General features: G+C 61.3%; 28 protein-coding genes. 16 read left to right on the plus strand and 12 right to left on the minus strand.

Annotated features, from left to right (window positions below):
* The first annotated feature begins 199 nt into the window (after positions 1–199).
* Positions 200–652 (plus strand): secondary thiamine-phosphate synthase enzyme YjbQ, encoded by a 453-nt coding sequence (locus PKE98_RS03055; RefSeq protein WP_271193947.1) that lies wholly within the window; start codon positions 200–202, stop codon positions 650–652.
* Between the two features lie 77 nt (positions 653–729).
* Positions 730–1,062: a dormancy-specific transcriptional regulator SutA gene (gene sutA, locus PKE98_RS03060; protein WP_271193791.1), complete on the plus strand. Its 333-nt coding sequence runs from the start codon at positions 730–732 to the stop codon at positions 1,060–1,062.
* A gap of 174 nt (positions 1,063–1,236) precedes the next feature.
* Here sutA and PKE98_RS03065 read toward each other — a convergent pair whose 3' ends face one another.
* From PKE98_RS03065 to lptM, 6 genes are read right to left on the minus strand one after another with little or no spacing between them, the layout of a single operon-like run.
* Positions 1,237–1,932, minus strand: a complete 696-nt coding sequence (locus PKE98_RS03065; protein ID WP_271193792.1) for an HAD family hydrolase — start codon at positions 1,930–1,932, stop codon at positions 1,237–1,239.
* Positions 1,929–2,825: a tyrosine recombinase XerC gene (gene xerC / locus PKE98_RS03070; RefSeq protein WP_271193793.1), complete on the minus strand. Its 897-nt coding sequence runs from the start codon at positions 2,823–2,825 to the stop codon at positions 1,929–1,931. Before xerC ends, PKE98_RS03065 begins: the two co-directional genes overlap by 4 nt.
* Positions 2,826–2,873: 48 nt before the next feature.
* A complete protein-coding gene (locus PKE98_RS03075; RefSeq protein ID WP_271193794.1) occupies positions 2,874–3,575 on the minus strand; it encodes a DUF484 family protein in 702 nt (233 codons plus the stop codon).
* A complete protein-coding gene (dapF, locus tag PKE98_RS03080) occupies positions 3,572–4,402 on the minus strand; it encodes a diaminopimelate epimerase (protein WP_271193795.1) in 831 nt (276 codons plus the stop codon). The genes PKE98_RS03075 and dapF overlap by 4 nt, the downstream gene beginning before the upstream one ends.
* 5 nt (positions 4,403–4,407) lie before the next feature.
* Positions 4,408–5,655 (minus strand): diaminopimelate decarboxylase, encoded by a 1,248-nt coding sequence (gene lysA / locus PKE98_RS03085; protein ID WP_271193796.1) that lies wholly within the window; start codon positions 5,653–5,655, stop codon positions 4,408–4,410.
* A gap of 9 nt (positions 5,656–5,664) precedes the next feature.
* The gene (lptM, locus tag PKE98_RS03090; protein ID WP_110615808.1) at positions 5,665–5,790 is read right to left on the minus strand and encodes an LPS translocon maturation chaperone LptM; all 126 of its coding nucleotides are present in this window, start codon (positions 5,788–5,790) and stop codon (positions 5,665–5,667) included.
* Between the two features lie 160 nt (positions 5,791–5,950).
* Here lptM and PKE98_RS03095 point away from each other — a divergent pair, with 160 nt between their 5' ends.
* The 5 genes from PKE98_RS03095 (at position 5,951) to PKE98_RS03115 (ending at position 9,104) form a co-directional block, all read left to right on the plus strand.
* Positions 5,951–6,988: an AraC family transcriptional regulator gene (locus tag PKE98_RS03095; protein WP_271193797.1), complete on the plus strand. Its 1,038-nt coding sequence runs from the start codon at positions 5,951–5,953 to the stop codon at positions 6,986–6,988.
* Positions 6,989–7,059: 71 nt separating this feature from the next.
* Positions 7,060–7,392 (plus strand): iron donor protein CyaY, encoded by a 333-nt coding sequence (gene cyaY / locus PKE98_RS03100; protein WP_271193798.1) that lies wholly within the window; start codon positions 7,060–7,062, stop codon positions 7,390–7,392.
* Complete coding sequence (locus PKE98_RS03105) at positions 7,382–7,627, plus strand: DUF1289 domain-containing protein (RefSeq protein ID WP_373877797.1); 246 nt, start codon at positions 7,382–7,384, stop codon at positions 7,625–7,627. Before cyaY ends, PKE98_RS03105 begins: the two co-directional genes overlap by 11 nt.
* Positions 7,628–7,848: 221 nt before the next feature.
* Complete coding sequence (gene rnk / locus PKE98_RS03110; protein WP_271193799.1) at positions 7,849–8,253, plus strand: nucleoside diphosphate kinase regulator; 405 nt, start codon at positions 7,849–7,851, stop codon at positions 8,251–8,253.
* 50 nt (positions 8,254–8,303) lie between these two features.
* Positions 8,304–9,104, plus strand: a complete 801-nt coding sequence (locus tag PKE98_RS03115) for a lipase family protein (RefSeq protein ID WP_271193800.1) — start codon at positions 8,304–8,306, stop codon at positions 9,102–9,104.
* 7 nt (positions 9,105–9,111) lie between these two features.
* Here PKE98_RS03115 and PKE98_RS03120 read toward each other — a convergent pair whose 3' ends face one another.
* From PKE98_RS03120 to PKE98_RS03135, 4 genes are all read right to left on the minus strand, one after another.
* Positions 9,112–11,964 carry a class I adenylate cyclase gene (locus tag PKE98_RS03120; protein WP_271193801.1) on the minus strand — a complete coding sequence of 951 codons (2,853 nt, stop codon included), beginning with the start codon at positions 11,962–11,964 and terminating at the stop codon, positions 9,112–9,114.
* 157 nt (positions 11,965–12,121) lie between these two features.
* A complete protein-coding gene (locus tag PKE98_RS03125) occupies positions 12,122–12,367 on the minus strand; it encodes a TIGR02647 family protein (RefSeq protein ID WP_271193802.1) in 246 nt (81 codons plus the stop codon).
* A 103-nt stretch (positions 12,368–12,470) separates the two neighbouring features.
* Positions 12,471–13,250 (minus strand): substrate-binding periplasmic protein, encoded by a 780-nt coding sequence (locus PKE98_RS03130; RefSeq protein WP_271193803.1) that lies wholly within the window; start codon positions 13,248–13,250, stop codon positions 12,471–12,473.
* A gap of 103 nt (positions 13,251–13,353) precedes the next feature.
* On the minus strand, positions 13,354–13,638 hold the full coding sequence (locus PKE98_RS03135) for a hypothetical protein (RefSeq protein ID WP_271193804.1): 285 nt from the start codon (positions 13,636–13,638) through the stop codon (positions 13,354–13,356).
* A 144-nt stretch (positions 13,639–13,782) separates the two neighbouring features.
* Here PKE98_RS03135 and PKE98_RS03140 point away from each other — a divergent pair, with 144 nt between their 5' ends.
* On the plus strand, positions 13,783–14,445 hold the full coding sequence (locus tag PKE98_RS03140) for a glutathione S-transferase family protein (protein ID WP_271193805.1): 663 nt from the start codon (positions 13,783–13,785) through the stop codon (positions 14,443–14,445).
* A gap of 102 nt (positions 14,446–14,547) precedes the next feature.
* On the opposite strand, the gene argH is transcribed toward PKE98_RS03140, so the two are convergent.
* Positions 14,548–15,942 (minus strand): argininosuccinate lyase, encoded by a 1,395-nt coding sequence (gene argH / locus PKE98_RS03145; RefSeq protein ID WP_271193806.1) that lies wholly within the window; start codon positions 15,940–15,942, stop codon positions 14,548–14,550.
* 261 nt (positions 15,943–16,203) lie between these two features.
* Between argH and PKE98_RS03150 the strand changes: the two genes are divergently transcribed.
* The 8 genes from PKE98_RS03150 to rsd all read left to right on the plus strand — a co-directional run bounded on the left by PKE98_RS03150 (position 16,204) and on the right by rsd (position 23,667).
* The gene (locus tag PKE98_RS03150) at positions 16,204–17,280 is read left to right on the plus strand and encodes a sensor histidine kinase (protein ID WP_373877798.1); all 1,077 of its coding nucleotides are present in this window, start codon (positions 16,204–16,206) and stop codon (positions 17,278–17,280) included.
* The gene (locus PKE98_RS03155) at positions 17,277–18,023 is read left to right on the plus strand and encodes a LytR/AlgR family response regulator transcription factor (RefSeq protein ID WP_108097982.1); all 747 of its coding nucleotides are present in this window, start codon (positions 17,277–17,279) and stop codon (positions 18,021–18,023) included. Before PKE98_RS03150 ends, PKE98_RS03155 begins: the two co-directional genes overlap by 4 nt.
* 115 nt (positions 18,024–18,138) lie before the next feature.
* Complete coding sequence (hemC, locus tag PKE98_RS03160; RefSeq protein WP_271193808.1) at positions 18,139–19,080, plus strand: hydroxymethylbilane synthase; 942 nt, start codon at positions 18,139–18,141, stop codon at positions 19,078–19,080.
* A complete protein-coding gene (locus PKE98_RS03165) occupies positions 19,077–19,850 on the plus strand; it encodes a uroporphyrinogen-III synthase (RefSeq protein WP_271193809.1) in 774 nt (257 codons plus the stop codon). The genes hemC and PKE98_RS03165 overlap by 4 nt, the downstream gene beginning before the upstream one ends.
* Positions 19,851–19,866: 16 nt before the next feature.
* Positions 19,867–21,021, plus strand: coding sequence for a uroporphyrinogen-III C-methyltransferase (locus PKE98_RS03170; protein ID WP_271193810.1), 1,155 nt, complete (start codon positions 19,867–19,869; stop codon positions 21,019–21,021).
* Positions 21,018–22,259: a heme biosynthesis HemY N-terminal domain-containing protein gene (locus tag PKE98_RS03175; RefSeq protein ID WP_271193811.1), complete on the plus strand. Its 1,242-nt coding sequence runs from the start codon at positions 21,018–21,020 to the stop codon at positions 22,257–22,259. The genes PKE98_RS03170 and PKE98_RS03175 overlap by 4 nt, the downstream gene beginning before the upstream one ends.
* 187 nt (positions 22,260–22,446) lie before the next feature.
* Positions 22,447–22,941 carry a disulfide bond formation protein B gene (locus PKE98_RS03180; RefSeq protein WP_271193812.1) on the plus strand — a complete coding sequence of 165 codons (495 nt, stop codon included), beginning with the start codon at positions 22,447–22,449 and terminating at the stop codon, positions 22,939–22,941.
* 252 nt (positions 22,942–23,193) lie between these two features.
* Positions 23,194–23,667, plus strand: coding sequence for a sigma D regulator (gene rsd / locus PKE98_RS03185; protein WP_271193813.1), 474 nt, complete (start codon positions 23,194–23,196; stop codon positions 23,665–23,667).
* 32 nt (positions 23,668–23,699) lie between these two features.
* Here the strand turns inward: rsd and PKE98_RS03190 are convergent, their stop codons facing one another.
* Positions 23,700–24,344 carry an FKBP-type peptidyl-prolyl cis-trans isomerase gene (locus tag PKE98_RS03190; RefSeq protein WP_271193814.1) on the minus strand — a complete coding sequence of 215 codons (645 nt, stop codon included), beginning with the start codon at positions 24,342–24,344 and terminating at the stop codon, positions 23,700–23,702.
* Positions 24,345–24,411 lie beyond the last annotated feature (67 nt).

Consider the following 24,411-nt stretch of genomic DNA (forward strand, 5'->3'; position numbering starts at 1 on the left):
CTTATAGGCTGTACCTGTACAAAAAATGCCCGGCTCTGCCGGGCATTTTGCATTTTTGCTAACGCACAATTACGACCTTTGTCGAGCCCGCTTAAGCTTGAAAACTCTCATCGCTTAAATAAACTCAAACGCTCTGGCCTGCGCTCTTTGCTTTTTCTCGCAGCACGCTAGAATGCGCGCCGAAAAGGCGGAGATGCATATGTGGCAGCAACGCCAATTCAGCTTGCAGGCAAGGCCTCGGGGCTTCCATCTGGTGACGGATGAAGTGCTGGCCAAATTGCCGGAACTGCGCAGCTATCGCTTGGGTCTGTTACATCTGTGGCTGTTGCACACCTCGGCTTCTCTGACTATCAATGAAAACGCCGACCCGGCTGTGCGACGCGACTTTGAGCGGTTTTTCAATCGTTTGGTACCTCAAGCCGGTAGTGCTTTTGCCGATAGCAGGAACGACGACGATTACGAACACAACGATGAAGGCCCGGACGATCTGCCGGCGCATTTCAAGGCCAGTTTGCTGGGCTGTCAGATAACGCTGCCGATTAGTGCGGGACGTTTGGCACTGGGCACCTGGCAAGGGATCTACCTGGGGGAGCACCGCGATCACGGTGGCCCTAGAAGAGTGCTGGCGACCCTCTCGGGCGAGGCTCTTTGAATTTTTTCTGGCAATGCGCGACAGCGTGCATTGCTGGGCTATAACTAACCTGCTTTTCGCAAGTCATGAGGTTAAACATGAGCGACGAAGATCTGGAACAAGACGACCTGGAAAGTGGTGCGGAAGACGACGGCGAAGAGCTGGCGGCTGCTGATGATGGCGTAGCCGATGATGGCGACGACAGCGACAGTGACAGCGATGTCCCGGTAAAGTCTGGCAAGAAAGCCAAGGCCGCCGTTGATATCGATGAGCTGCCGAGCATCGAAGCCAAGCAGAAGGAGCGCGATGCGTTGGAGCGTGCGATGCAGGAGTTCTTGTCCCGTGGTGGCAAGGTGCAGGAAGTCGAGCCGAATGTGGTCGCCGATCCGCCCAAGAAGCCCGACAGCAAATACGGCAGCCGCCCTATTTAGGTTTGGCTCAATAAAAAACCCGCCTGTTTTGGCGGGTTTTTTATTGGCTTGGCGATTGGCTGCGCGTCGGCGTTGTAGCGTTGAAAGTGGCCGTTCCCTGCTCGGGGCGTATCCGCATTGCGCCGATTCTCGGTTTCGGTTCATCTTTGTGTATCGCCGCTGGCGGTATTCGCCCTACGCCCACGTCTGCAAAACGCCCGGCAACTCCGCCAGCGCCCGAATCTCCGCATCCGGCTTTCCTTCGCCTTCCCAGCTTTTGCCCTGCGGGTTAAACCAGATCGCGCGCATGCCGGCGTTCTGCGCGCCGCGAATGTCATCGGCGGGGTGGTCGCCTACATGGACGCCGGCGCTTGCTTCAACGCCGGCATGCTGCAACGCGGTCACGAATGGCAGTGGGTCGGGCTTGCCGATGCCCAGGTCTTCGGCACACAGGGCGAAGCGGAAGTAATCGGCCAGGCCAAGCCGGCGAACATCGGCGTTGCCGTTGGTGATCACCCCGAGGGTGTAGCGCTCGGTCAGGTGCTCCAGTGTCGGCACGGTGTCGTCGAAAAACGTGATGCGGTGGCGGGCATCGAGCATCGCGTGGAAGGCCTGCTCGGCCATGTGCTTGGACTGCTCGGCGCTGTACCCGACCCCTTCCAGTGCCTGAAACAGCGTGCGCTTGCGCAGTTCACTGAGGCGATAGCGCAGCGCGGGTTCGGCAGCCAGCACCTGGCTGCGTATGCCCCACAAATGCTCCACCGGCAGCGCCGCCAGCAAGGGGGCGTGTTCGGCCAGCCAGGAGCGCATCGCTGCCTCGGCACCGGTGATCACGGGCAGGTTGTCCCACAGGGTGTCGTCGAGGTCGAAGGTGATCAGTTGAATGCTCATGGTTCGCTGCTTTTGCGTTTGGCGCGGGGGTGGGCACCGTCGTAGACCGTAGCCAGGTGTTGGAAGTCGAGGTGGGTGTAGATTTGTGTGGTGGCGATATCGGCGTGGCCGAGCAGCTCCTGCACCGCACGCAAGTCCTGCGAGGATTCGAGCATGTGGCTGGCGAAGGAGTGGCGCAGCATATGCGGATGCAGGTGCTGGCCGAGCTCGCGCACGCCGGCCTGACCGACGCGTAACTGGATGGCCCTTGGCCCCAGGCGTCGGCCCTTGGCGCTGACAAATACGGCGTCATCTGCCGGGCCCGCCAGGGCGCGCTGCGGCAGCCAGTTTTCCAATGCTTCACGGGCTTTACGGCCTAACGGCAAAACGCGGGTTTTACTGCCCTTGCCGAACACTTCAACCAGGCCGCCGGGCAAGTCGAGCTGTTGCAGATTGAGGCCAGCCAATTCGGCCAGACGCAGGCCTGAAGAGTAGAAAAGCTCGAGCATGGCCTGATCGCGCAGGCCGATAAAATCGTCTTCCACGGCGCCATCCAGAAGCTGCGACGTTCGGTCGGCATCCAGGGTACGTGGCAGGCGTCGTTCGCGTTTGGGTGGGGCCACGCCGGTGGCGGGGTCGTGTTGGCAAACGCCTTCGCCAATCAGGTAGCTGTACAGGCCGCGGGTGGCCGACAGCAGGCGCGCCAGGCTGCGTGCCGACAGACCTTGCTGGTGCAGGCGGGCGACGAAACTGCGCAGGTGCCTTACATCGAGTTTGGCCCAGCTGGCGACGCCCTGTTTTTCACAAAGCTGCAGCAGTTTCAGCAGGTCGCGTTGGTACGCATCCAGGGTGTGCGGCGACATTTGCCGCTCGCTGCGCAGGTGTTGCAGGTAGGCATCCAGGGCCGCTTGCATCAGGTCTTGCTCCTCCAGGCGGCAGCCATGGGCTGCTTGCCAGGCTGGTTAGCGTACTGAGCGCAGCGGCGTGGCGAAGCGCGGCAGAACGCGGGCGAGAACTTCGGCGATATAGCCGAGAAACAATGTGCCGAGGGAGCTCTTGTAATGCTGTGGATCGGGGCTGCCGATGGCCAGCACGCCATGCAGACCCTGATGGCTGAGGGCAACCACGGCGGCTGAACCTACGCTGCCTTGCTCTTCTTCACCAAACAGGAACGCCAGCTCGTGGCTGCGCAACACGCCGCAGATCGTCTTGCCGTCGGCCAGCAAGCCGCCGATGGCTTGATGGGCTTCGGCAAAACTGACCGAGCGACCGACACCGGTAGGTGTTTCGCTGAACAGGGTAAGGCTGACAAAGGGCACCTGGAATTCATGGCGCAGGCTGTCTTCGACGGCGCTCACCACTTCTTCCAGCGTATTCGCGTCCAGCAAGTCGAGGACCAGGCGGCGGGTTTTGTCGAAGAGTCGATCGTTATCGCGGGCGACGTCCATTAGTTGCGAAAGACGGTGGCGCATTTCGATGTTGCGCTCGCGCAGCAGCTTGACCTGACGCTCCACCAGCGACACCGATTCCCCGCGCTGATGCGGTATGCGCAGTTCGGGAATCAGCTCGTCGTGGTCAACGAAGAACTCCGGGTGGGCGCGCAGGTAGGCGGCCACTGCGTCGGCGTCCAGAGGCGTGCTTGGGTCTTGCTGCTTGTCGGTCATAGGCGAACCTGCCCTTCATAAACCCGGACAGCGGGTCCGGTCATCATTACGGGGTGCCCCGGGCCTGCCCATTCGATAAACAGGCGACCGCCAGGCAGTTCGAGTTGCAGGGGGGAATCCATCCAGCCTTGGCTGATGGCCGCGACAGCCGCCGCGCAGGCGCCGGTACCGCAGGCCTGGGTTTCCCCGGCGCCGCGCTCCCAGACGCGCAGCTTGGCATGCTGGCGGTCGAGCACTTGCACAAAACCGACGTTCACGCGCTGTGGAAAACGCGGGTGATGTTCCAGCACAGGCCCCAGCGTGTGCACGGGGGCAGTGCTGACATCGTCAACGCGCAATACGGCATGCGGGTTGCCCATCGATACCGCAGCCAGCGCTATCGTCGTGCCGTTTACGTCGACGTCATAACTCAGTGCCTGGCTGTCGGCCTGGAATGGAATGCGTGCCGGCTCCAGGATCGGCGCGCCCATGTTGACGCTGATCTGGCCGTCGGCGCGTACATCCAGTTCGATGATGCCGCCGGTGGTTTCCACGCGAATCTGACGCTTCATGGTCAGGCGTTTGTCCAGCACGAAGCGGGCAAAGCAGCGGGCGCCGTTGCCGCATTGCTCCACTTCCGAGCCGTCGGAGTTAAAGATGCGGTAGCGAAAGTCCACGTCCGGATTGGTCGGCGGCTCCACCAGCAGCAGTTGGTCGAAACCGACGCCGGTGTGGCGGTCGCCCCATTGTTTGGCGTGCTTGGGCAGGATGTGCGCGTGCTGACTGACCAGGTCGAGGACCATGAAGTCATTGCCAAGCCCGTGCATTTTGGTGAATCGCAGCAGCATGACCGTTACTCCGGCAGCAGGCTTTCGCCAGCATAGAGTTCTTGCACGGTCTCGCGGCGACGCACTTCGTAAGCCTGTTCGCCGTCGACCAGCACTTCGGCGCAACGGCCACGGGTGTTGTAGTTGGAGCTCATGGCAAAACCATAGGCGCCAGCTGAACACACCGCCAGCAAATCACCTTCTTCCAGCGCCAGTTCACGACCTTTGGCCAGGAAGTCGCCGGTTTCGCAGATCGGCCCGACGATGTCGTATGCGCGCGCAGCGCCTTCACGGGGCTGCACCGGCACCACGTCCATCCATGCTTGATAAAGGGCAGGGCGGATCAGGTCATTCATGGCCGCATCGACGATGGCAAAGTCTTTGTGTTCGGTGTGTTTGAGGTACTCGACCTGCGTCAACAACACGCCGCCGTTGGCGACGATGTAGCGGCCCGGCTCGAACACCAGCTTCAGGTCGCGGCCGGCGGTACGCTCACGCACGGCCTTGATGTAGTCGCTGACCAGCGGCGGGGTTTCGTCTTTGTAACGCACGCCCACACCACCACCCAGATCGAGGTGGTGAATCTGGATGCCGCGCGCCGAAAGGCGGTCAATCAGCGCCAGCAGGCGGTCGAGCGCATCGAGAAACGGCGGCAGGCTGGTGAGCTGAGAACCGATATGGCAGTCCACACCGAGCACCTTCAGGTTGGGCAGCTCGGCGGCGCGGGCGTACACCGCTTCGGCATCGGCAATGGCGATACCGAACTTGTTTTCTTTGAGGCCGGTGGAGATGTACGGGTGGGTACCGGCATCCACGTCGGGGTTCACGCGCAGGGAGATCGGTGCGATCACATCCTGTTCGGCGGCCACCAGTTGCAGGCGTTCCAGCTCGTCCGTGGACTCGACGTTAAAGCAGTGCACGCCCACTTCCAGGGCGCGGCGCATGTCGTCACGGCTTTTACCAACGCCGGAGAACACGATTTTGCCGGGCTCGCCACCGGCGGCCAGCACACGTTCCAGCTCGCCTGCCGACACGATATCGAAACCGGCGCCCAGACGGGCCAGCAGGTTCAGAACGGCCAGGTTGGAGTTGGCCTTGACCGCGTAGCAAACCAGATGCGCTACGCCCTGCAAGGCGTCGGCGTAGGCGTTGAATTGCGCACTGATATGCGCCCGCGAGTAAACGTAGGTGGGTGTTCCAAAACGCTCGGCAATGGCGGACAACGCCACACCCTCCGCAAACAGTTCGCCTGTGCGGTAATTGAAGGCGTGCATACCGCCTCCTTAGTGGGTGTGTTCAGCGGAAGGTTGATCTTCGCCTGGCAGGTACAGCGGGCCTTTCTGGCCACAGCCGCTAAGCAGAGACGAAATGGCGACGAGCGCGATAAGGGCAGTCAGTAGCCGCTTCATGGCGGGTTCCTTGTAAAAGCAGTGATTGGGCCCGAGTATACCGGCCCCCCGGCGCCTTGCCTATGCGCCAGCCCCATCTACCGGGGCTCCCGTGCGGCGGGCGCTGGCGCTATCGTATGGGGCCATGCCGCCACCCTTTGAGACCGGATCAGGAGCTTCGATGGATACGTCACCGCCGCTGGCAGGCTCGGTCTCGGTCGCCTATTTACAGGGCCTGTTGGACTATCTCCAGCGCCAGGGCGTGGCCGTTCCGACGCTGCTTGAACAGCTGCAACTGAGCCCCGAACTGCTGGCTCAGCGTGATCAGCGGGTGGCGGCGTCGGTGTACCTGGAATTGATGGCGCGGGGCGTCGCGCTTAGCGGTGATGAGTTTTTCGGCCTGCACCTGGGCGAAGCGGTGCGGCCGGGTTACTACGGCGTGCTCGGCTACCTGCTGATGAGTTGCGCCACGTTGGGCGATGCGCTGCACCGCCAGGCGCGTTACGCGACGTTGGTCGGCAGCCTGGGGCAGGTGGATCTGGCCGACGAGCCGGACAAGCCGGGCCGCGAGCCGCAAGTGGCGCACAGTTGGCAACCGTTGCTGGCGCAGCAGCAACGCCACCTGAGCGAAGAAACGCTCGCGGGCTGGACCACCTTCGGCCACTGGATCAGTGGGCTGGATATTCCGCCTACCGAAGTGCGCTTCCAGCACCCAGCCCCCGCTGATACCGGCGAATACCAGCGCATCTTTCGCTGCCCGGTACTGTTTTCCCAAGCCGATAACGCCCTGGTTTTCCCCAAACGGTTGCTGCAGGCGCCGCTCGGTCAGGCCGATGCGCAGGTGCGGCAGATGCTCGATGGGTATGCCGACCGCCTGCTCAGTGAGCTGCGCCAAGGCCAGCAAGTGCTGGACCGCGCGCGCGTGGAACTGGCCCGGCAACTGGCCGACGAGGGGCCCGACCTGGAGCGTCTGGCCCAGGCGTTGGCGCTTAGCCCGCGCACCTTGCAGCGCCGTCTGCGCGAGACCGGGTTATCATTCAGCCAGCTTGTCGATGAAACCCGGCAGCAATTGGTGCTGCATTATTTGCGCGACCCGACGCTGGAACTCGCCGACATCGCTTTTTTCGTCGGTTTTAGCGAAGCCGGTTCACTGGCCCGCGCGTTCCGCCGCTGGACCGGTCAGAGCCCCGCCGAGTACCGCCGTACGCTGCTGGGTTAAAGTCGCCGATACACATGAAAGCAACGCACCCTTGAGTGACGCTGCCCTATTTTTTGCCTGAGGTGCCCGTTATGAGTTTGACCGAAGCGCGTTTTCACGACCTGGTGGATGCCACCCAGGAATCGGTAGAAGACATTTTCGATGACAGCGGCCTGGACCTTGATCTGGAAAATTCCGCCGGCATCCTAACCGTACGCTTTGCCAACGGCACACAGCTGATCCTCAGCCGTCAGGTGCCCATTCGCCAGCTCTGGGTGGCGGCGCGCTCCGGCGGTTTCCACTTTGATTATGACAGCGCCAGCAACCGCTGGATCTGCGATACCAGTGACGAACTGTTGGGCGAGATGCTTGCCCGCATCACCCTGGAGCAAGCGGAAGAGGCGATCGAGTTCGATGAGCTCTGAAAGCCCAGCCTCCTGCGCCGTTCTGTTTGAGCCGGTGGCCGGAACCGTAGCACCGCCTGAAGATATCGTGCTGTCCCCCTGCCGCCGCGAATGCTGCCTTGATGACGAGGATGTGTGCGTAGGGTGTGGGCGCCTGCTATCGGAAATCCGAGAATGGAAAGCCGCCGACAGCCCGCGTCGCCGGGCCATTATCGAGCTGGCGCAGGCGCGGGTTAAGCCTTCACCTTTCAGGTAACGACCAGTAGCGAGCGACCGCTAGCCACTGTGCAGTGCAAGGCTGTTTTCAACGCCGCTTAACCCAGTGCAGATGCTTTCAGAGTTGACCAAGTAGTCATGTCTTGTGCTACGGTCGCCCCAGCCTTACTCGAATGAGGCACCTGCAAACCCCGGCTCCGGTCGGGGTTTTTCTTTATTGCCGCCTGGGATTTACCGCCCACCGAATATGAGTGCCGAGCCATGAATGCTCCTGCCATCACCATTACCCGTCTCGACCTGCAACGCCTGGAACGCCTGCTCGACAGCCTGGAAGACTTTGGCCCTGGTGCCCAGGCGCTGGAGGCCGAACTGGCGCGTGCCCAGGTGGTGGGCCATGACGAAGTGCCAGCCGGTGTGGTGACGATGAATTCGCGGGTAGTGTGCCGCGAGGAAAGCAGCGGCAAGGAGTACCACCTGACGCTGGTGTACCCCGACGATGCCGGCAGCGAGGGCACGGTATCGATTCTGGCCCCGGTGGGCAGCGCCTTGCTGGGGCTGTCGGTGGGGCAGCATATCGATTGGCCGACGCCGGCTGGCAAGCTGATTCAGCTGACGCTGTTGGCAGTCGAGTATCAACCGGAGGCGGCCGGAGCCTATAGCCTCTGATCGGCGAGCGCTTATAAAGTAGGGGTTCATTTATTGGCAAGGAGGCCGCAATGCCCAGCCTACCGATGTACTTCCCACCCACGTTTTCCCTTCCTCAGGCGTTGCTCTGTGCCCAACTGGTCAACTGCGCGTATCTGCAGTACGACCAGTGGGTGACGCAAGGCAAACCGCGCAAGCCGCAAGCCTTTACCTGGCAACTGCCAACCCTGGAGGGCTGGCAGTTTTCCGCGCCGGTGTGGAGCGTGCTCAGCGAGCTACATTTTCTCAATGAATCGGAACCCTTCGGGTTTGCCGCCCGCGACCCCCAAGGGGCTGTGTACCTGGTATTTCGCGGCACCGACACGGCGCAAGACTGGCTCGATGACCTGGAACTGAAGCAACGCAGTTACCCTTGGTTAACCGATGTTGGCCTGGTGCATGACGGCTTTCTCCGTCTTTACACCTCGTTGCGTGATCTGGCCTTGCAGGTTGTCGACGACCTGCGTCCCGAAGGTCCGTTGTGGGTCTGCGGCCACAGCCTGGGCAGCAGCCTGTCGAGCCTGGCAGTTGTGGACATGCGTGAACGCTGGCCGGGCCTGAGCCTTCAGCACTATAACTTCGCCAGCCCGCGGCTGGCATCGCCGGCTTTTGCCGGATATTACAACGCGCTGGGCGTGCCGACTTTCCGTGTGGTGAACGACAGCGATCTGGTGCCGCAGATGCCGCCGGGAGTCAGTGACAACTGGCTGTATCAGCACCTGGGCCAGGCCATTACCTTTACTGCGAGCTACGCCAGCGTGGCCGGCGACCATAGCCTGGCTGACTGCTACCTGTATGCGCTGAACAATCCGCAGGCGCCGATGCGCACCTGACGGCGGCTTAGGCCCGCTGCAAGGCGTTATTCAACGCCGCTTCCAGCCGAGTTTTGTAGCGCAGGTAATGAATGGTCTGGGTCTGGCTTTCGCCCAGCACGCGCGAGAGGTCCAGGTCAGTGATGTAGCAGGGGTAACGCTCATGGCCGCTACGTTGCGAGAGAATGTGGCGGGCCACGGCACTGAACAGTTCGTTGCCATATTCCAGCTCGGAAAACTCTCGATGGTTACAGAACAGGCTGACGTGCACGCGTCCCTGCTCTGCCGGTTCAACGATGGCCTGCACATCATAGAACGGGTGGCTGACCGCCGACTGCGGCGGCGCCCGGCGCTCCAGAAACTGCGCACGCGAGGGCGCCGGTGGCAGCACTTCGTAGTAGAGAATTTCCAGCGCGTCGGTTTGGCTGAGGTCGGCATCGAGCGGCAGCTGGGCATTGCGTCGGTAAAACACCGACTGCAGAAAGCGCTGCAGCGGGGTGAGCAGGCTTTGTTCGTCGCGGTACGGCAAGCGTTGCCGCCACAAGGCATTGCGCTCATCCAGCACCGTCAATTCGGCGGTTTCTTCCTGCAAACGGTAGAACACCTGAATGCAGTTGGGCCGGCCCAGCGGCAGAATCAGCGCCAGGTCTTCGCCTTCCAAAGCATGACGGTCCAGGTGCAGCGCGCTGTAGCTGGACTGCTCATTACCCAGTTGTTCGAGCAATGCCGGCAGGTTGTTCAGCGCCACATGGTCGACATGCCCCGGCGTCAGTTGCAGCACGTGATACTGCTGTTGAATCTGCACCAGATAGCGCTGCCCGCGCTCGCCCACAAAGTGGGAAAGGATGTCGCGGAACAACTCTTCCACTCGCTCGGCAATGGCCTGGGCGCGGTTGCGGCAGAAGCAGCGCACTTTCAGGGTCGGCAATTTGCCGCCGGCTGGCAGGCTGTTGAGGAAATCACGCAGGCAGTCGAGCAGGGCATGAGGCCCGTCGTAGCGGCTGACCGACAACTCGTTCCAGCTGTTGAGGCTGACCTGATCGAGGGTCAGCACCAGGTTCTCGCGCACTCCCGAGTAGCCCAGCGAGTCGGTGCGGCCGGTAGTCATGTGCACATTGAGCTGGCTGTGCTGCTTGAGCGGGTCGATGCCGACGTTGACCAGCAGCAGCACTTCACTCGGCGCGCTGCTGTGCAGCAAGGCATCTTCACTGACGGCGGGCAGCGGAAGCGGCACGGCCTGTTGCAGGCTGCTGAGCAGATTGGCCAGTTCGAAGTCGGTGAGGTCGCTTTCGCCCGGGTGCAGGGCGATGCGTGTGCTGCTGTCGATTACGCCGTTACGGTGACACCAGGCCAGCAGTTCGATCAGCTCTCGGGCCCGTTTCAGTGGGGCGAAGTCGCGCCATTCCTGGCCGCTGATGCTGCCGTTGTACAACGCCCACTGGCTGTCGTCTTTGCCATCGGTGTTGGCATTGAACACCAGGGTCAGGTTGTCTTCGGCCAGGTCCGGGGCGATGCCCGGGTTAATAAATTCGATCTTGCCGGCCTTGCGCTCGAACGCGGCGTACAGGCGCCGGCCCAGCACGCCGAGGTCGCGGCTGTTGAGCGAGCTGGCGGCCTGCTGGGTGCGGGCAAACTGCGAGAGAAAACGGTAGCTGTAGGTCAGCTCGTTCACCAATACCCGGCGCTCGGCGCTGACCTGGCGCACTTTCCACTGGCTGCGGCTATCGAGCATCGCCAGTTGCCGATGCTGCCAGCCCCAGCCGGCGGTGAGCTTTTCCAACAGCAAGCGCTGCCAGCTCTTGCGCCGGTTGCGCGGCGGGGTACTGATTTTTTTGTTCACCTTGAGGTACAGGCAGCGGCGGATCAACTCCAGGCGCTCGGTCTCGCCGCGCCCGCTCAGGTATTCCTCCAGGCGGCGGTACACCACCACGTAAGGGTCCAGTTCATCGAGGTCCAATTGATTGCTGAACACCGCTTGCTTGAAGCGCAGGCTCAGGCATTCGACGTGAGGGTGCTCGCTGGCATACACCTCAGTGAGCAGCAGTTTGAGCGCCGATTTGTACGGCGACTCGATGCCCTTGAACAGCTGCCACATGCCGGCGCCAATAAATTCACCGGGCGGAATGGTGGCCAGGTGGCCGAGGTCGAGCACTTCATCGGCGCGGATAAACCGTTTGCTCAACAGCTGATGGGTGTACTCGGCGTAGCGTTTCTCTTCATACACCGGCACCAGCCACCACAGCGGCGTGCGCCCGGCCAGCCAGATCGCGGTGCGGTAGAACTCGTCCAGCAGCAGGTAATGCTGGGTGGTGCCGCAATCGTCGGACGTCAGCTGGGCTTCGCGATCGCCAACGGTAAAGCGTGCCGGATCAATCAGAAAGAAATGCGCTTCGGCGCCCTGCGTCGCGGCCCAGGCCTCCAGCAGCGCGCATTTGCGGGTCAGTTCCTGCACCTCCTGTGCGCTGAGGTTGGGCGCGTGGCACACCCACACGTCCATATCGCTTTGTTCGGCCTGCGCCACTGTGCCCAAACTGCCCATCAGAAACAGGCCATGGATGGGCATGGGCGGGTTGCCGCGGCGCGGTTTATAAACGAAGGAGCGTGTCAGGCGCTGGGCTTCGCTGAGCAGTTCGTCGTCCGGCTCATAACCGGACAGGCCAGCCGGCGTTAGCCCGGATACATAGCCCGGCAGCAGAGGGTGGTTAACGTGAAACAGCAGCGGCAGCAACTTGAGCACCAGTTGCTGGCGCGTCGACAGGCCCTGCATGGCACGGTCCAGCCGCCCGGCATTCACGGTGAGAAAGCGCGCGCGCAGTTGCGTCAGAACCTTGCGATCGATCCCATCGTCGATATCGGGACGAATTTCCTGGGTGCGCGTCATAGCTAACTCATGCCAGTTGGTGCGGCTAGATTAGCAGCCGCGAAACGCCGTTGGCAGAGCCAGATTTACTGCAGCTAGGCACGCCAGGCAAAAACAGCTTGAAGCAGACGATGCACGTCGCTCGGTGGCTGTTTTTGCCGGCTGGAGCAGAGGCCGGTTAGGCCGCTTCTTCGACGGTGAGAATGGTCAGCAAGTCCTGGGCATGTTGCGCGGCATCCAGGCCCAGGCTGGTCAGGTAACCGCCATCGGGCAGGGTCACCAGGCCTTTTTCATGCAGGCGCTGAGTGGCGGCGATGGCCGTTGGCGACGCGATATGGTGGACCTTGAGGCCTTCCTTGGTGTTGGAAAGGTTGTACAGGGCAAGAATTTCCAGCTCAGCAATCAGATCAGGGGTAAATGACATGTTGGCTCCAGATTCTTGTAGAGGTGCCCCGCTCATGACGACGAGTCGGTGGCGCAGTGGTGACCCCAGAAAGCGGGCAGGGGTGGCGGGTGGTGGCGACCAGTCAACGGCTGGCGTTCTGCTTGTTCCTCCAGGTGTCGATGATCTGTTGGTAGCGGCCGCTGCCTTCGATCAGGCGCATGCCTTGGTCGAAGCGCTCCAGCAACTCGGCGGCTTTGGGGTGGTGCCGAGAAAAGGATAGATAAAGATCGGGGCGGTGCACGGTCATTACCGGGATAAATTGCCCGCGCAACTGCGGATACTCCTCGAACAGCTGCAACGCCGTGCCGCGAAAGGCCACCATATAGTCCACCCGCGAGCGCTGCAGCATCAGAAAACCATTGAGGTCTTTACGTACCAGAATGCGGCTCAAGCGGGTGTCGTTGTCAAAATCGGCGCCGTATTCGTAGCCATTGGTGACGGCTACGGTCTTGCCCACCAACTGGTCGAGGCTGTTGAGCGGCGCGGCATTATCGTTGCGCGCCCACAGCAGGATGGCGTCGGTAAACAGCGGGTGCTTGGGCAGTAGGTATTCTTCGGCAATCTTGGGATTTGGCGAGGTGTTGAAGCAGGCGACGATCTGGCCGCGCAGCGCCAGTTGCATGCAGCGAGAATAGGGGAAGGACTCCAGCTCGATCTCGGTGCCGCTCGCCGCGAAGGCGGCTTTGACGATGTCCACCGACATGCCCTGAATTTCGCCGTCACGCAGGGCGGTGTAGGGGTACCAATCGTCTTCGGCGCCAATCTGTAAGGTTTCAGCGTTGGCGCGACACAGGCCCAGCACGGCAAACAGCAGGGCCGCGCACAGGATTGTCCAACTGCTGAAATAGACACGATGGGTCATCGATACAGGCTCAGAGGCCACCCCGTCCGGGCAGGTCACAGCACAGTGCTATGCCTGCGAGGCTAATCCGCTGAGTTGTGTCAAGGCAAGTGCTGCTTAAGTGCTAGTCGACCTCTTCGCTGTCTTCTGGCAGATCCGGCAACGCACGCAGCGCCTGTTCATACCACGCGGTGTCAAACGGGCGGTCCTCATCGAGCATCGCGTCGATCTCGTGGGCCAGCACCAGCGCCATCAACTGCAGAATTTCTTCGCGCGGATAACCCACCAGCGTCAACTTGTTGTAAGCGGCTTTGGCGGCGGGTGGGTTCTCGGTTTCGATCTGGTTTTCGATGGCCTGGGTCAGGGTCGCTTCGGCGAAGGCTTCTTCGCTCTCGTCAAATTCGCTCATGGCGAGCTCCTTGGGAAACAAGGCCGCAGTGTGCCACGGTCTGTGCGCTATGGCGTACGCATTCATGGGGTCAATACGGCTGGGCGAGAACCGCGGTGGGGTTTATAAGGTGCAACCCCCACTCCACCTGGAACGGAGAAAGTCATGCTCAAACTGCACGGTTTTTCGGTCAGCAATTACTACAACATGGTCAAACTGGCGCTGTTGGAAAAGGGCATTGCCTTCGAGGCGGTCGATGTTCACGGCGGCCAGCGCGAAGATTTTCTGCGCATTAGCCCGCGCGGCAAGGTGCCGGTGCTGCAAACCGAGCAAGGCTATATCAACGAAACCAGCGTGATTCTCGAGTACATCGAAGAAACCCAGGCCGGCAAAGCGCTGCTGCCGAGCGACCCGCAGACGCGCGCGTACGTGCGTTCGCTGATGCGCGAAATCGAGCTGTATATCGAACTGCCGGCGCGGGCCTGTTACCTGGAAGCCTTCTTTGGCGGCAAGGTCGACCCGGCCATCAAGGCCAAAAGCAAGGAAGACCTGGACCTGGGCATCGCCAGCCTCAAACGCCACGGTAAATTTTCCCCGTACCTGGCGGGTGAACAGTTGAGCCTGGCCGACCTGTACTTTCTCTACAGCCTGGATCTGGCCTGCGTAGTGATGGGCAAGCTGTTCGCCACCGACGTGCTGGCCGATTTCCCGCAGGCCAAGGCGTTGTTCCAGCTGTTGGGCCAGAACCCCAATGTGCAGAAAGTCGCGGCTGACAAAGATGCCGAGATGGAGAAGTTTCTGGAGATGGCGCGGGGCGGCAAGAAGTAGTTTTAGTGCCGATAAAAGCATCGAGGCTCAAGCCTCTCCTACAAGATTGTGCGGTCTGCAGGAGCGGCTTCAGCCTCGATGGGTGTTGCAGGAGCGCGGGAATTACCGGCTAGCCAGTAGCGCCTTACCGCGCAGCACCGCTTCCCGCACCTGATTCGGCGCAGTGCCGCCGATGTGGTCACGGGCATTCACCGAGCCTTCCAGGGTCAGCACGGCAAACACGTCCTGCTCGATCTGGTCGCTGAATTTACGCAGCTCGTCCAGGCTCATTTCTGCCAGGTCTTTGCCCGTTTCCACCCCGTACTTCACCGCATGGCCAACAATTTCGTGGCAATCACGGAAGGGCAGGCCCTTGCGTACCAGGTAATCGGCCAGATCGGTGGCGGTGGAGAAGCCGCGCAGGGCGGCTTCACGCATGATCGCGGTTTTCGGCTTGATCGCCGGCACCATGTCGGCGAACGCACGCAGGCTGTCGCGCAGTGTGTCGGCGGCATCGAACAGCGGCTCTTTGTCTTCCTGATTGTCTTTGTTGTAGGCCAGCGGCTGGCCTTTCATCAGCGTCAGCAAGCCCATCAACGCACCAAACACACGGCCGGACTTGCCGCGTACCAGTTCCGGCACGTCGGGGTTTTTCTTTTGCGGCATGATCGAGCTGCCGGTGCAGAAGCGGTCGGGCAGGTCGATGAATTGGAACTGGGCGCTGGTCCACAGCACCAACTCTTCGGAAAAACGCGACAAGTGCATCATCGCCAACGAGGCGGCGGCGCAGAATTCAATGGCGAAGTCGCGGTCGGACACGCCGTCCAGCGAGTTGCCGCCCACTGCGTCAAAGCCCAGCAACTGCGCAGTGATCTCGCGCTGAATCGGGTAGGTGGTGCCGGCCAGCGCGGCCGAGCCCAACGGCATGCGGTTAGTGCGCTTGCGGCAGTCGACCAGGCGCTCGTAGTCACGCGAGAGCATTTCGAACCAGGCCAGCAGGTGATGGCCGAAGGTCACTGGTTGGGCAGTTTGCAGGTGGGTAAAGCCCGGCATGATGGTGCCGGCTTCACGCTCGGCCTGCTCCAGCAGGCCCTGTTGCAGGCGGGTAATTTCGCTGAGGATCAGGTCGATTTCATCGCGCAGCCACAGGCGGATGTCGGTCGCTACCTGGTCGTTGCGCGAGCGGCCGGTGTGCAGCTTTTTGCCGGTAACGCCGATGCGGTCGGTCAGGCGCGCCTCGATGTTCATGTGCACGTCTTCCAGGTCCACCCGCCAGTCGAAGGTGCCCGCTTCGATTTCGCCCTGAATCTGCTTCAGGCCGTTTTCGATGGCATCGCGCTCTTCAGTGGTGAGCACGCCGACCTTGGCCAGCATGCTGGCGTGGGCGATAGAGCCCATGATGTCGTGGCGATACAGGCGCTGGTCGAAGTTGACCGAGGCCGTGAAGCGGGCAACAAAGGCGTCGACAGGTTCGCTGAAGCGGCCGCCCCAGGATTGGTTGGTCTTTTCGGTGCTCATGGCAATGACTCGGCTGGTGCGCAATACGGGCAGGCCACGGTGGGCGGCCGGCGTGGAAAATTGTGCGGATAATAGCAGGGTAGGACGAAAATTCGCGGCGGCGCTTTATCGTGCCTTCTGCCGTAACACAGTCAGGACAGCGGCTGCGTCAATGTAGGACCGATCACAGTTTTCGCTACGAGATGGCCATTTGCTGCTTTATTTAGTCCGTGCAGCGCTCGCCTGCTTGCTGCCACGCATGCCGCCCCGGAAACTGTGCCGATGCGAATCGACTGGCTCAAACCGAAAAAAACCACACCTGGCGAATTCTTTCTGCCTGAGCTGTGCCTGCCCGAGGCCTTGCTGGTATTGGTGTTGCTTGCCGAACTGCTGGTGCTGGTCCTGGTGTTGGCCGAGCCCATGCAACCGGGTTTCAACTGGGTTCGTTTGGCACTGACCTCCTTGTTCGTGCAATGGATCGTGCTGCTCTCGGCCGGGCTGATGTGTCAGCTGCGGCCGTTGTTGGCCCGTTTGCCTGCGTCACTGGCCGGGCTACTCTGTTGCCTGCTGGTGGTGGGGTTGACCCTGGGTTGTACGGCGGTTGCCGACTACTACGATCTGGGCGGGCCGTTGGCGCGCACCGGTGAGGTCAATCTTTATCTGCGCCATGCGCTGATTAGCCTGATCATGTCGGCGCTGCTGCTACGCTATTTCTATCTGCAGAGCCAATGGCGCCGTCAGCAGCAGGCAGAGTTATCGGCACGGATCGAATCGTTGCAGGCGCGGATCCGTCCGCACTTTCTGTTCAACAGCCTGAACAGCATTGCCAGCCTGGTGGTCATCGACCCCTACAAGGCCGAACAGGCGGTGCTGGATTTGTCCGATCTGTTTCGCGCCAGCCTGGCCAAGCCCGGCAGCCTGGTGTCATGGAGTGAAGAGCTGGAGCTCAGCAAGCGCTATCTTTCGATCGAACAATATCGCCTTGGCGAGCGTCTACAGTTGGAGTGGCAGGTCGATGATGTTCCGGCGGATCTGCCGATTCCGCAGTTGACCTTGCAGCCTTTGTTGGAGAACGCCTTGATCTACGGTATTCAGCCGCGCATCGAAGGGGGCGTGGTACGCATAGAAGCAGAGTATGAAAACGGGGTGTTCCAGCTGTGTGTCAGCAACCCCTATGAGGAGGGCAGTGAGCACAAACCCTCTCGTGGTACACATCAAGCGTTGGTGAATATAGATGCGCGTCTTGCGGCACTTTTTGGCCCAAGAGCGAGTCTCAGCGTGGATCGCCGTGACGGGCGCCACTTCACCTGTCTACGCTATCCTTGTGCGAGACTCACGCAGGAAGCCCGAGCAATATGAATGTCCTGATCGTCGACGATGAACCCCTAGCCCGCGAGCGCCTCAGCCGTATGGTCGGTGAGCTCGATGGTTACCGAGTGTTGGAGCCCAGTGCCAGCAATGGCGAAGAGGCGTTGACCCTGATCGATAGTCTTAAACCCGATGTGGTGTTGCTCGACATTCGCATGCCGGGTCTGGACGGCTTGCAGGTCGCCGCCAAACTCTGCGAACGCGAAGCACCGCCAGCGGTGATCTTCTGCACCGCGCACGATGAATTTGCCATCGATGCCTTTCAGGTGAGCGCAGTGGGCTATCTCGTCAAACCGGTGCGCCCCGAAAGCCTGATCGAGGCATTGAAAAAGGCCGAGCGGCCCAACCGTGTGCAGCTTGTTGCGTTAACTCGCCCGGCCGCCGAAAGTGGTAACGGCCCACGCACCCATATCAGCGCCCGAACCCGAAAAGGCATCGAGCTGATTCCCCTGGATCAGGTGATCTATTTCATTGCCGATCACAAGTACGTGACCTTGCGCCACGAAGGCGGTGAGGTGCTGCTGGATGAGCCGCTCAAAGCGTTGGAAGACGAGTTCGGTGATCGCTTTGTGCGTATCCACCGCAACGCGCTGGTCGCCCGCGAGCGCATCGAGCGGCTGCAACGTACGCCCTTGGGGCATTTCCAGCTCTATCTCAAAGGTTTGAATGGCGATGCCCTGATCGTCAGCCGCCGGCATGTTGCCGGCGTACGCAAGCTGATGAATAACCTCTGACGCACTTCGCCTAGCCGGTTGCCGCCATGCTGCGGCAGCCGGTCACCCTGACGGCGGGTGCACCTGCGGCGCGCGTGTCTTACTATGCGCGGGTTAATTCCGTTCGAGAGCCGTCATGTCGTCCCGCGAAATCCGCATCGCCACCCGCAAAAGTGCCCTGGCCCTCTGGCAGGCTGAATACGTGAAAGCCACCCTTGAAGCGGCTCACCCGGGGCTGATCGTCAGCCTGGTGCCCATGGTCAGTCGCGGCGACAAGCTGCTGGACTCGCCCTTGTCGAAAATCGGCGGCAAAGGGTTGTTCGTCAAAGAGCTTGAAACCGCCTTGCTGGAAAACGAAGCCGACATCGCCGTGCACTCAATGAAAGACGTGCCCATGGACTTTCCCGAAGGCCTGGGCCTTTATTGCATCTGCGAGCGCGAAGACCCGCGTGACGCCTTCGTTTCCAATACCTACGAAAGCCTCGAAGCCTTGCCGCAAGGCGCGGTGGTCGGCACCTCCAGCCTGCGTCGCCAGACCCAGTTGCTAGCGCTGCGCCCGGATCTGAAAATCAACTTTTTGCGTGGCAACGTCAATACCCGTTTGGCCAAGCTGGATGCTGGCGAGTACGACGCGATCATCCTGGCTGCCGCTGGTTTGATTCGCCTGGGTTTTGGCGAGCGCATCCGTTCCAGTATCAGTGTGATCGATAGCCTGCCTGCCGGTGGCCAGGGCGCAGTTGGCATCGAATGCCGCAGCGCCGACCGTGAAATCCACGCATTGCTCGAACCGCTGCACCACCACGAAACCGCCCTACGCGTCATTGCCGAGCGTGCGTTGAACAAGCACCTCAATGGCGGCTGCCAGGTGCCCATCGCCTGTTACGCCGAGCTACAAGGTGAGCAGTTGTGGCTGCGCGGCCTTGTGGGTCAGCCCGATGGGGCGTTGCTGCTGCGTGCCGAAGCCACGGGCTCGGTGAAAGATCCGCAAGCCCTGGGTGTAATCGTTGCCGAAGACCTGCTGAAACAAGGCGCTGCGGCCATCCTGAAAGCCGTCTACGGTGAGGCGAAACCGGAGTGACCGGGTGGCGGTTGCTGCTGACCCGTCCGGCTGAAGAGTGTGCGGCGCTGGCTGCCACTCTCGCCGAGCAGGGCGTGTTCAGCAGCAGCCTGCCTCTACTGGAAATCCAACCTCTCGCAGAAACGCCTGAGCAGCGCGACACCTTCCGGAACCTCAATCGCTACTGCGCGGTAATCGTCGTAAGCAAACCGGCGGCCCGCCTTGGCGTGGCTTTGCTGCAACGGTATTGGCCGCAACCAGCGGCCAGCCTTCCATGGTTCAGTGTTGGCGCTGCCACCGGCCATATCCTTGCTGAGCATGGCTTGCCAGTCAGCTACCCGAGCCAGGGCGATGACAGCGAAGCCTTGCTCGCCTTGCCAGCGCTGCAACAGGCGTTAAATACCGGCCAATCTCCTCGGGTGCTGATCCTGCGCGGCGAGGGTGGCCGTGAAGCCCTGGCCGACCGCTTGCGCGGCCAAGGTGTGGCGGTCGATTATCTGCCACTGTATCGCCGCTTGTTGCCGCACTATGCGGTGGCGACCTTGCCCGAGCGTGTTTACGCTGAACGCTTGAATGGTCTGGTGGTCAGCAGTGGGCAGGGTTTGCAACACCTGCTGACCCTGGCGGGCGCCGATTGGCCGACATTGGCGCGGCTACCCTTGTTTGTACCGAGCCCGCGGGTTGCCGAACTGGCAACGGCTGCCGGAGCTCTTGCGGTTGTGGACTGTCGTGGTGCGAGTGCCGCGGCGTTGCTGGCAGTGTTGCGGGAACAAGCCCCAACTGCCCTCTGATGCACAGGACGGATACGTGAGCGAAGCAACCTCCCCGAAAGATGACACTCAACCTGCGCTGACTGCGCCCATTTCTCCAGAGCCCAAACCCGTCGCCGCAAAACGTGGCAACGGTCTGGCGGCGCTGGCCCTGCTGATTGGCGCCGCCGGTGTGGCAGTGGCCGGCTGGAGCGTGTGGCAGGTGCGCCTGCTGCAGAGTCAGGATCAACAACAGCTGTCGCAGCTTGAGCAAGCGCGCAGCCAAACCCTGTTGTTGACCCAGCGTGAGCAGGGCCTGACGGAGCGTCTGGCAGCCTTGCCCGACCCGCAGGAACTGGAAAGCCGTCGGCGTCTGCTGGCGCAGTTGCAGGGTGATCAGCAGCACCTCAGCGAACGCGTAGAAAGCGTGCTGGGCGCCAGCCGTCAGGATTGGCGTCTGGCTGAAGCCGAGCACCTGTTACGTCTTGCCGCCTTGCGTCTTTCCGCACTGCAGGATGTGGGCAGTGCCACGGTGCTGGTGCAGGGCGCCGATGAAATTCTGCGGGATCAGGACGACACCGCCGCCTATGCCGCCCGTGAGCAACTGGCCAAATCGCTGGTCGCTCTGCGCGGCATCACGGCCTTGGACCGCACTGGGCTGTTCCTGCAATTGGGCGCGATGCGTCAACAGGCCGCGCAACTCAAGACACTGGTGCCGGCATTCAAAAGCAACGGCGAGTCACTCAAATTCGCTGCTGAAGGTGACGGCCAGGGCTGGTGGGCCGAGTGGCTGGAGAAACTCTCGCGCTATATCCGCATCGACTTCGATGCCGACCAGAAGGTGAAACCGCTGCTGGCCGGGCAAAGCCTGACCCAAGTGCAACTGGCCCTGACGCTGGCCCTGGAGCAGGCGCAATGGGCGGCACTCAATGGCAAACAAGAGGTGTATGAACAGGCTCTGGCGCAGGCGCGCGACGTACTGGAAAGCTACTTCAACCACGAGAACCCCGATAGCCGAGCACTGCTGGCCCGTATCGACGAGCTGAGAACTCAGCCTGTGGCGGTCACCATGCCCGACCTGACCCAGGCTTCCGACGCGGTGCGCGCCTACGTGCAGCGCCGCGAGAATGCCAGCCGCAAGTTGCAGGAGGAAAATCCCGCGCAGAGCGAGCAGTCAGCGCCCGAGGATGAGTTGGAGGACGTCAGCCCATGAGACGTGCGCTGCTGATTCTCCTACTCCTTGTAGCACTCGCTGTGTTGATCGGTTTGGCCGTGGTCGAAGACCCTGGCTATGTGCTGATTGCCTATAAAAACTTCCGCTACGAATCGAGCCTGTGGGCCGCGGTCACCGTGATTGCCGTGCTGGCGTTGGCGGTCTATCTGGTGCGCTTGCTGCTCAGCCTGGTGTTAGTGTCGGGTGGCGTGGTCAACCCCTGGTCGCGGCGCAACCGCCAACGCCGCGTACAACTGGCTAGCGAACAAGGCTTGCTTGACCTTGCCGAAGGCCGCTGGGCACGTGCTGTGCGGCACTTGCAGCGCGCAGCGGACGGCGAGCGGCAGCCGCTGATCTACTACCTCGGCGCCGCCCGGGCTGCCAATGAATTGGGCGAGTACGAGCAGAGCGACGGCTTTCTCGAAAAGGCCCTGGAGCGCCAGCCCCATGCCGAGCTCGCCATCGCCCTGGCCCATGCCGAATTGCAACAGGCACGCGGGCAAACCGAGGCTGCACTGGAAACCTTGCAGGTGATGCGCGACCGACATCCGCACCACCGCCAGGTGCTCAAGCATTTGCAGCAGGTGCATCAGCAGCGCGGTGATTGGCCGGCAGTTATTGCCTTGTTACCGGATCTTCGCAAAGACAAAGTACTAGGCGATGCCGAGCTCACTGCCCTCGAACAGCAAGCCTGGAGTGCCCGCCTGGCCAGTGCCGCCAACGATGGCCTGAATGACGGCGAGATCGCATTGCAGCCGCTGACCCAGGCTTGGCAACACCTGTCCAAGAGCCAGCGCGGTGAGCCGCAACTGGTGGCCGTGTACGCCGAGCAGTTGCGGGTGTTGGGAGCGCCGGAAGAAGCCGAAGAGGTGTTGCGTGCAGCGATTGCACGGCAGTACGACAGCCGCCTGGTGGAGCTGTACGGGCTGGTGCGCGGGCGGGATGTGGCCAAACAACTGCAGACTGCCGAAGGATGGCTGAAGGCGAATCCGACCGACCCTGTGTTACTGCTCTGCCTGGGCCGTCTGTGCTTGCAGAATCATCTGTGGGGCAAAGCGCGTGAGTATTTCGAAAGTAGCCTGAGCTTTGCTCGCCATCCACAGGCGTGCGCCGAGCTGGCACGTCTGCTGGCGCAGCTAGGTGAGGTACAGCGCAGCAATGAATTGTTCCAGGAAGGCCTGAGCCTGCTGGACCAGCGCTTGCCAAACCTGCCTTTGCCCAAGACTGTCAGCGCCTGAGGGCGCGGCGAATTGTCCCGCCAATAAATCCTCAAGGCTTGCCCAGTCGCCGCGCGCTTTGCGCCGTGGCGGCTGGGTAGCGGATGGACGGTGGCAGAACGCCGATGACCGCTGCCAGGCGTTGGCTTGTAAGCGGCAGGAGCTTTGCTCTAACGTACCGCCTTTCTTTGCCTGCTCCGGAGTTGTCATGTCGCTGGCCAGCCCGCGTTCACTGTTCTTCCTAGCCTTCCTTGCCTGCGTTGTCATGATGGGCAGTGCGCTGTACCTCGAGCATGTGGTCGGTCTTGAGCCGTGCCCGCTGTGCATCGTGCAGCGGTTGTGCGTGATTGTATTTGGCGTGTTCGCGCTGCTGGCCACGTTGCACAATCCCGGCCGTGGCGGACGTCGCGTGTATTCGACGCTGACGTTCCTGGCGGCGGCTGCCGGTGGTGCAGCGGCGGTGCGGCAGATCTGGCTGCAAAACACGCCGCCCGATCCGATGGCCTCGTGTATGCCCACCAACTTCGACTACATGCTGCAGGCGCTGCCGTTCGAGAAGTTCGTGGCGTGGGTGCTGCACGGCACAGCCGATTGCGCCGAAGTAACCTGGACCCTGTTTGGCATGAGCCTGGCCGAGTGGTGTTTGCTGGCCTTTATCAGCATGGCCATTTTCTCGCTGTACCAGTTCCTGCGTCGCGCCTGACCTTCCCTAAGCAGCGGCTCAAGGCCGCTCTATCTCCAGGCCTGGGGGTTTGCTCAGGCCAAGCCGCATGCGGCATTCGGATCAAACGCTCGTATGAAACTTTCTTTCCCGGCGCCTTGTGGGCGTTAGCGGGCGGGCATAATCTGGCCTGCACAAAGCGTCGGTAAAATGCCGTTGTGAAGCACCGGATGACAAAAAACCGTCTCGGAGCAGACGTATAACAGCATTACGATCAAGGGGAGTGTAGTCATCATGCTCGAGAGCTGTCAGAACGCCCAAGAACGCTGGGGTGGGGTGCATCTGTTAATCGACCGTTGGCTGAAAGAGCGCCACGAACTGGTCCTCAGTTTCGATGCGCTGCATGACCAGCAAGCGTCACCGGCTGCCAACGAGCAAGCCTTGCAACGCTTCTGCGAAGTGCTGGTGGATTACGTATCCGCGGGCCACTTCGAGGTCTATGAACAACTCACCAATGAAGCCAAGGCCTTCGGTGACGAGCGTGGGTTGGAATTAGCCAAGCAGATCTACCCGCGTATTGAAGCCATCACCGAAGTGGCGTTGGCATTCAATGACCGTTGCGACAAAGGCGATTGCAGTGACGCCGCCGCGGTGGCTGCTGAATTGAAACGCCTGGGGCAATTGCTCCATGAGCGTTTCGAGTTGGAAGACTGCCTGATCGAAGTGCTGCACAACGCCCATCAGCAGCAGACGGCTCCTGCTGTCTAAGCGCAAGACTACTGTGAAAAAGAGGCCGCTGCTCAGTCTGCGGCCTCGAGCAGTTCCAGTTCAAATACCAAAGGTGAGTAAGGCGGTATCAGGTCGCCTGCCCCTTCTGCGCCATAGGCTTGCGCAGAAGGAACCACCAGTCGCCATTTGCTGCCCACCGGCATCTCCTGCAACGCAATCCGCCAACCGGCAATGACGCTGTCGAGCTTGAACCACACCGGTTGAGTGCTCTCGTCGAACACGCCGCCATCGGCAAAACGCCCCACGTACTTAACCCGAACGCGACCGGTCGCCGTCGGCTTTTTGCCTTGGCCCTGGACCAGTTCGCTATACAGCACGCCGCCGGGTAGTTGGTGGATGCCCGCTTTGGCTTTTTCGTTGACCATAAAACGCGTCTCGGCTTGCACGGCTTGTTCGTCGTCTGCCGGCGCTGCCGCGAGTTTGGCTTCGTGGTCTGCCAGCAGTTGCTCCATACGTTTGGCATCGAGCTGCAACGGCTCGCCGCGGTAGGCTTGGCGCAAGCCGTCGAGCAGCGCTTGCAGTTGCAGATCGGGCACTTCTTCGCGCAGACGCTGGCCCAGTTTTACACCGAGGCTATAGGCCAGGTCGTGCTGATTCTCTTGCGCGTGAACGGGGGCGATAAGCAGAAAAAAAACGAAAAGAAGACAACGCGACATGGACGTTCTCCGAACGATAAGTGCGGCGATTATGCCAGTGCTTATTGCAGAACTGGCGAGCGGCGAA

The sequence above is a fragment of the Pseudomonas turukhanskensis genome (assembly GCF_027922365.1).
Classification (GTDB): Bacteria; Pseudomonadota; Gammaproteobacteria; order Pseudomonadales; family Pseudomonadaceae; genus Aquipseudomonas; species Aquipseudomonas turukhanskensis.

Excerpts from the sequence above, each read along its gene's own strand:
- PKE98_RS03180 (WP_271193812.1), top strand. The coding sequence starts at position 22,447 with ATGTCGCTGGCCAGCCCGCGTTCACTGTTCTTCCTAGCCTTCCTTGCC.
- PKE98_RS03140 (WP_271193805.1), top strand. The coding sequence starts at position 13,783 with ATGCTCAAACTGCACGGTTTTTCGGTCAGCAATTACTACAACATGGTC.
- PKE98_RS03130 (WP_271193803.1), bottom strand. The coding sequence starts at position 13,250 with ATGACCCATCGTGTCTATTTCAGCAGTTGGACAATCCTGTGCGCGGCC.
- PKE98_RS03095 (WP_271193797.1), top strand. The coding sequence starts at position 5,951 with ATGGATACGTCACCGCCGCTGGCAGGCTCGGTCTCGGTCGCCTATTTA.
- xerC (WP_271193793.1), bottom strand. The coding sequence starts at position 2,825 with ATGCAAGCGGCCCTGGATGCCTACCTGCAACACCTGCGCAGCGAGCGG.
- PKE98_RS03175 (WP_271193811.1), top strand. The coding sequence starts at position 21,018 with ATGAGACGTGCGCTGCTGATTCTCCTACTCCTTGTAGCACTCGCTGTG.
- PKE98_RS03075 (WP_271193794.1), bottom strand. The coding sequence starts at position 3,575 with ATGACCGACAAGCAGCAAGACCCAAGCACGCCTCTGGACGCCGACGCA.
- PKE98_RS03190 (WP_271193814.1), bottom strand. The coding sequence starts at position 24,344 with ATGTCGCGTTGTCTTCTTTTCGTTTTTTTTCTGCTTATCGCCCCCGTT.
- PKE98_RS03055 (WP_271193947.1), top strand. The coding sequence starts at position 200 with ATGTGGCAGCAACGCCAATTCAGCTTGCAGGCAAGGCCTCGGGGCTTC.
- hemC (WP_271193808.1), top strand. The coding sequence starts at position 18,139 with ATGTCGTCCCGCGAAATCCGCATCGCCACCCGCAAAAGTGCCCTGGCC.
- PKE98_RS03120 (WP_271193801.1), bottom strand. The coding sequence starts at position 11,964 with ATGACGCGCACCCAGGAAATTCGTCCCGATATCGACGATGGGATCGAT.
- rnk (WP_271193799.1), top strand. The coding sequence starts at position 7,849 with ATGAATGCTCCTGCCATCACCATTACCCGTCTCGACCTGCAACGCCTG.
- sutA (WP_271193791.1), top strand. The coding sequence starts at position 730 with ATGAGCGACGAAGATCTGGAACAAGACGACCTGGAAAGTGGTGCGGAA.
- rsd (WP_271193813.1), top strand. The coding sequence starts at position 23,194 with ATGCTCGAGAGCTGTCAGAACGCCCAAGAACGCTGGGGTGGGGTGCAT.
- dapF (WP_271193795.1), bottom strand. The coding sequence starts at position 4,402 with ATGCTGCTGCGATTCACCAAAATGCACGGGCTTGGCAATGACTTCATG.
- PKE98_RS03115 (WP_271193800.1), top strand. The coding sequence starts at position 8,304 with ATGCCCAGCCTACCGATGTACTTCCCACCCACGTTTTCCCTTCCTCAG.
- lptM (WP_110615808.1), bottom strand. The coding sequence starts at position 5,790 with ATGAAGCGGCTACTGACTGCCCTTATCGCGCTCGTCGCCATTTCGTCT.
- PKE98_RS03135 (WP_271193804.1), bottom strand. The coding sequence starts at position 13,638 with ATGAGCGAATTTGACGAGAGCGAAGAAGCCTTCGCCGAAGCGACCCTG.
- PKE98_RS03105 (WP_373877797.1), top strand. The coding sequence starts at position 7,382 with ATGAGCTCTGAAAGCCCAGCCTCCTGCGCCGTTCTGTTTGAGCCGGTG.
- lysA (WP_271193796.1), bottom strand. The coding sequence starts at position 5,655 with ATGCACGCCTTCAATTACCGCACAGGCGAACTGTTTGCGGAGGGTGTG.
- PKE98_RS03150 (WP_373877798.1), top strand. The coding sequence starts at position 16,204 with ATGCGAATCGACTGGCTCAAACCGAAAAAAACCACACCTGGCGAATTC.
- cyaY (WP_271193798.1), top strand. The coding sequence starts at position 7,060 with ATGAGTTTGACCGAAGCGCGTTTTCACGACCTGGTGGATGCCACCCAG.
- PKE98_RS03065 (WP_271193792.1), bottom strand. The coding sequence starts at position 1,932 with ATGAGCATTCAACTGATCACCTTCGACCTCGACGACACCCTGTGGGAC.
- argH (WP_271193806.1), bottom strand. The coding sequence starts at position 15,942 with ATGAGCACCGAAAAGACCAACCAATCCTGGGGCGGCCGCTTCAGCGAA.
- PKE98_RS03125 (WP_271193802.1), bottom strand. The coding sequence starts at position 12,367 with ATGTCATTTACCCCTGATCTGATTGCTGAGCTGGAAATTCTTGCCCTG.
- PKE98_RS03155 (WP_108097982.1), top strand. The coding sequence starts at position 17,277 with ATGAATGTCCTGATCGTCGACGATGAACCCCTAGCCCGCGAGCGCCTC.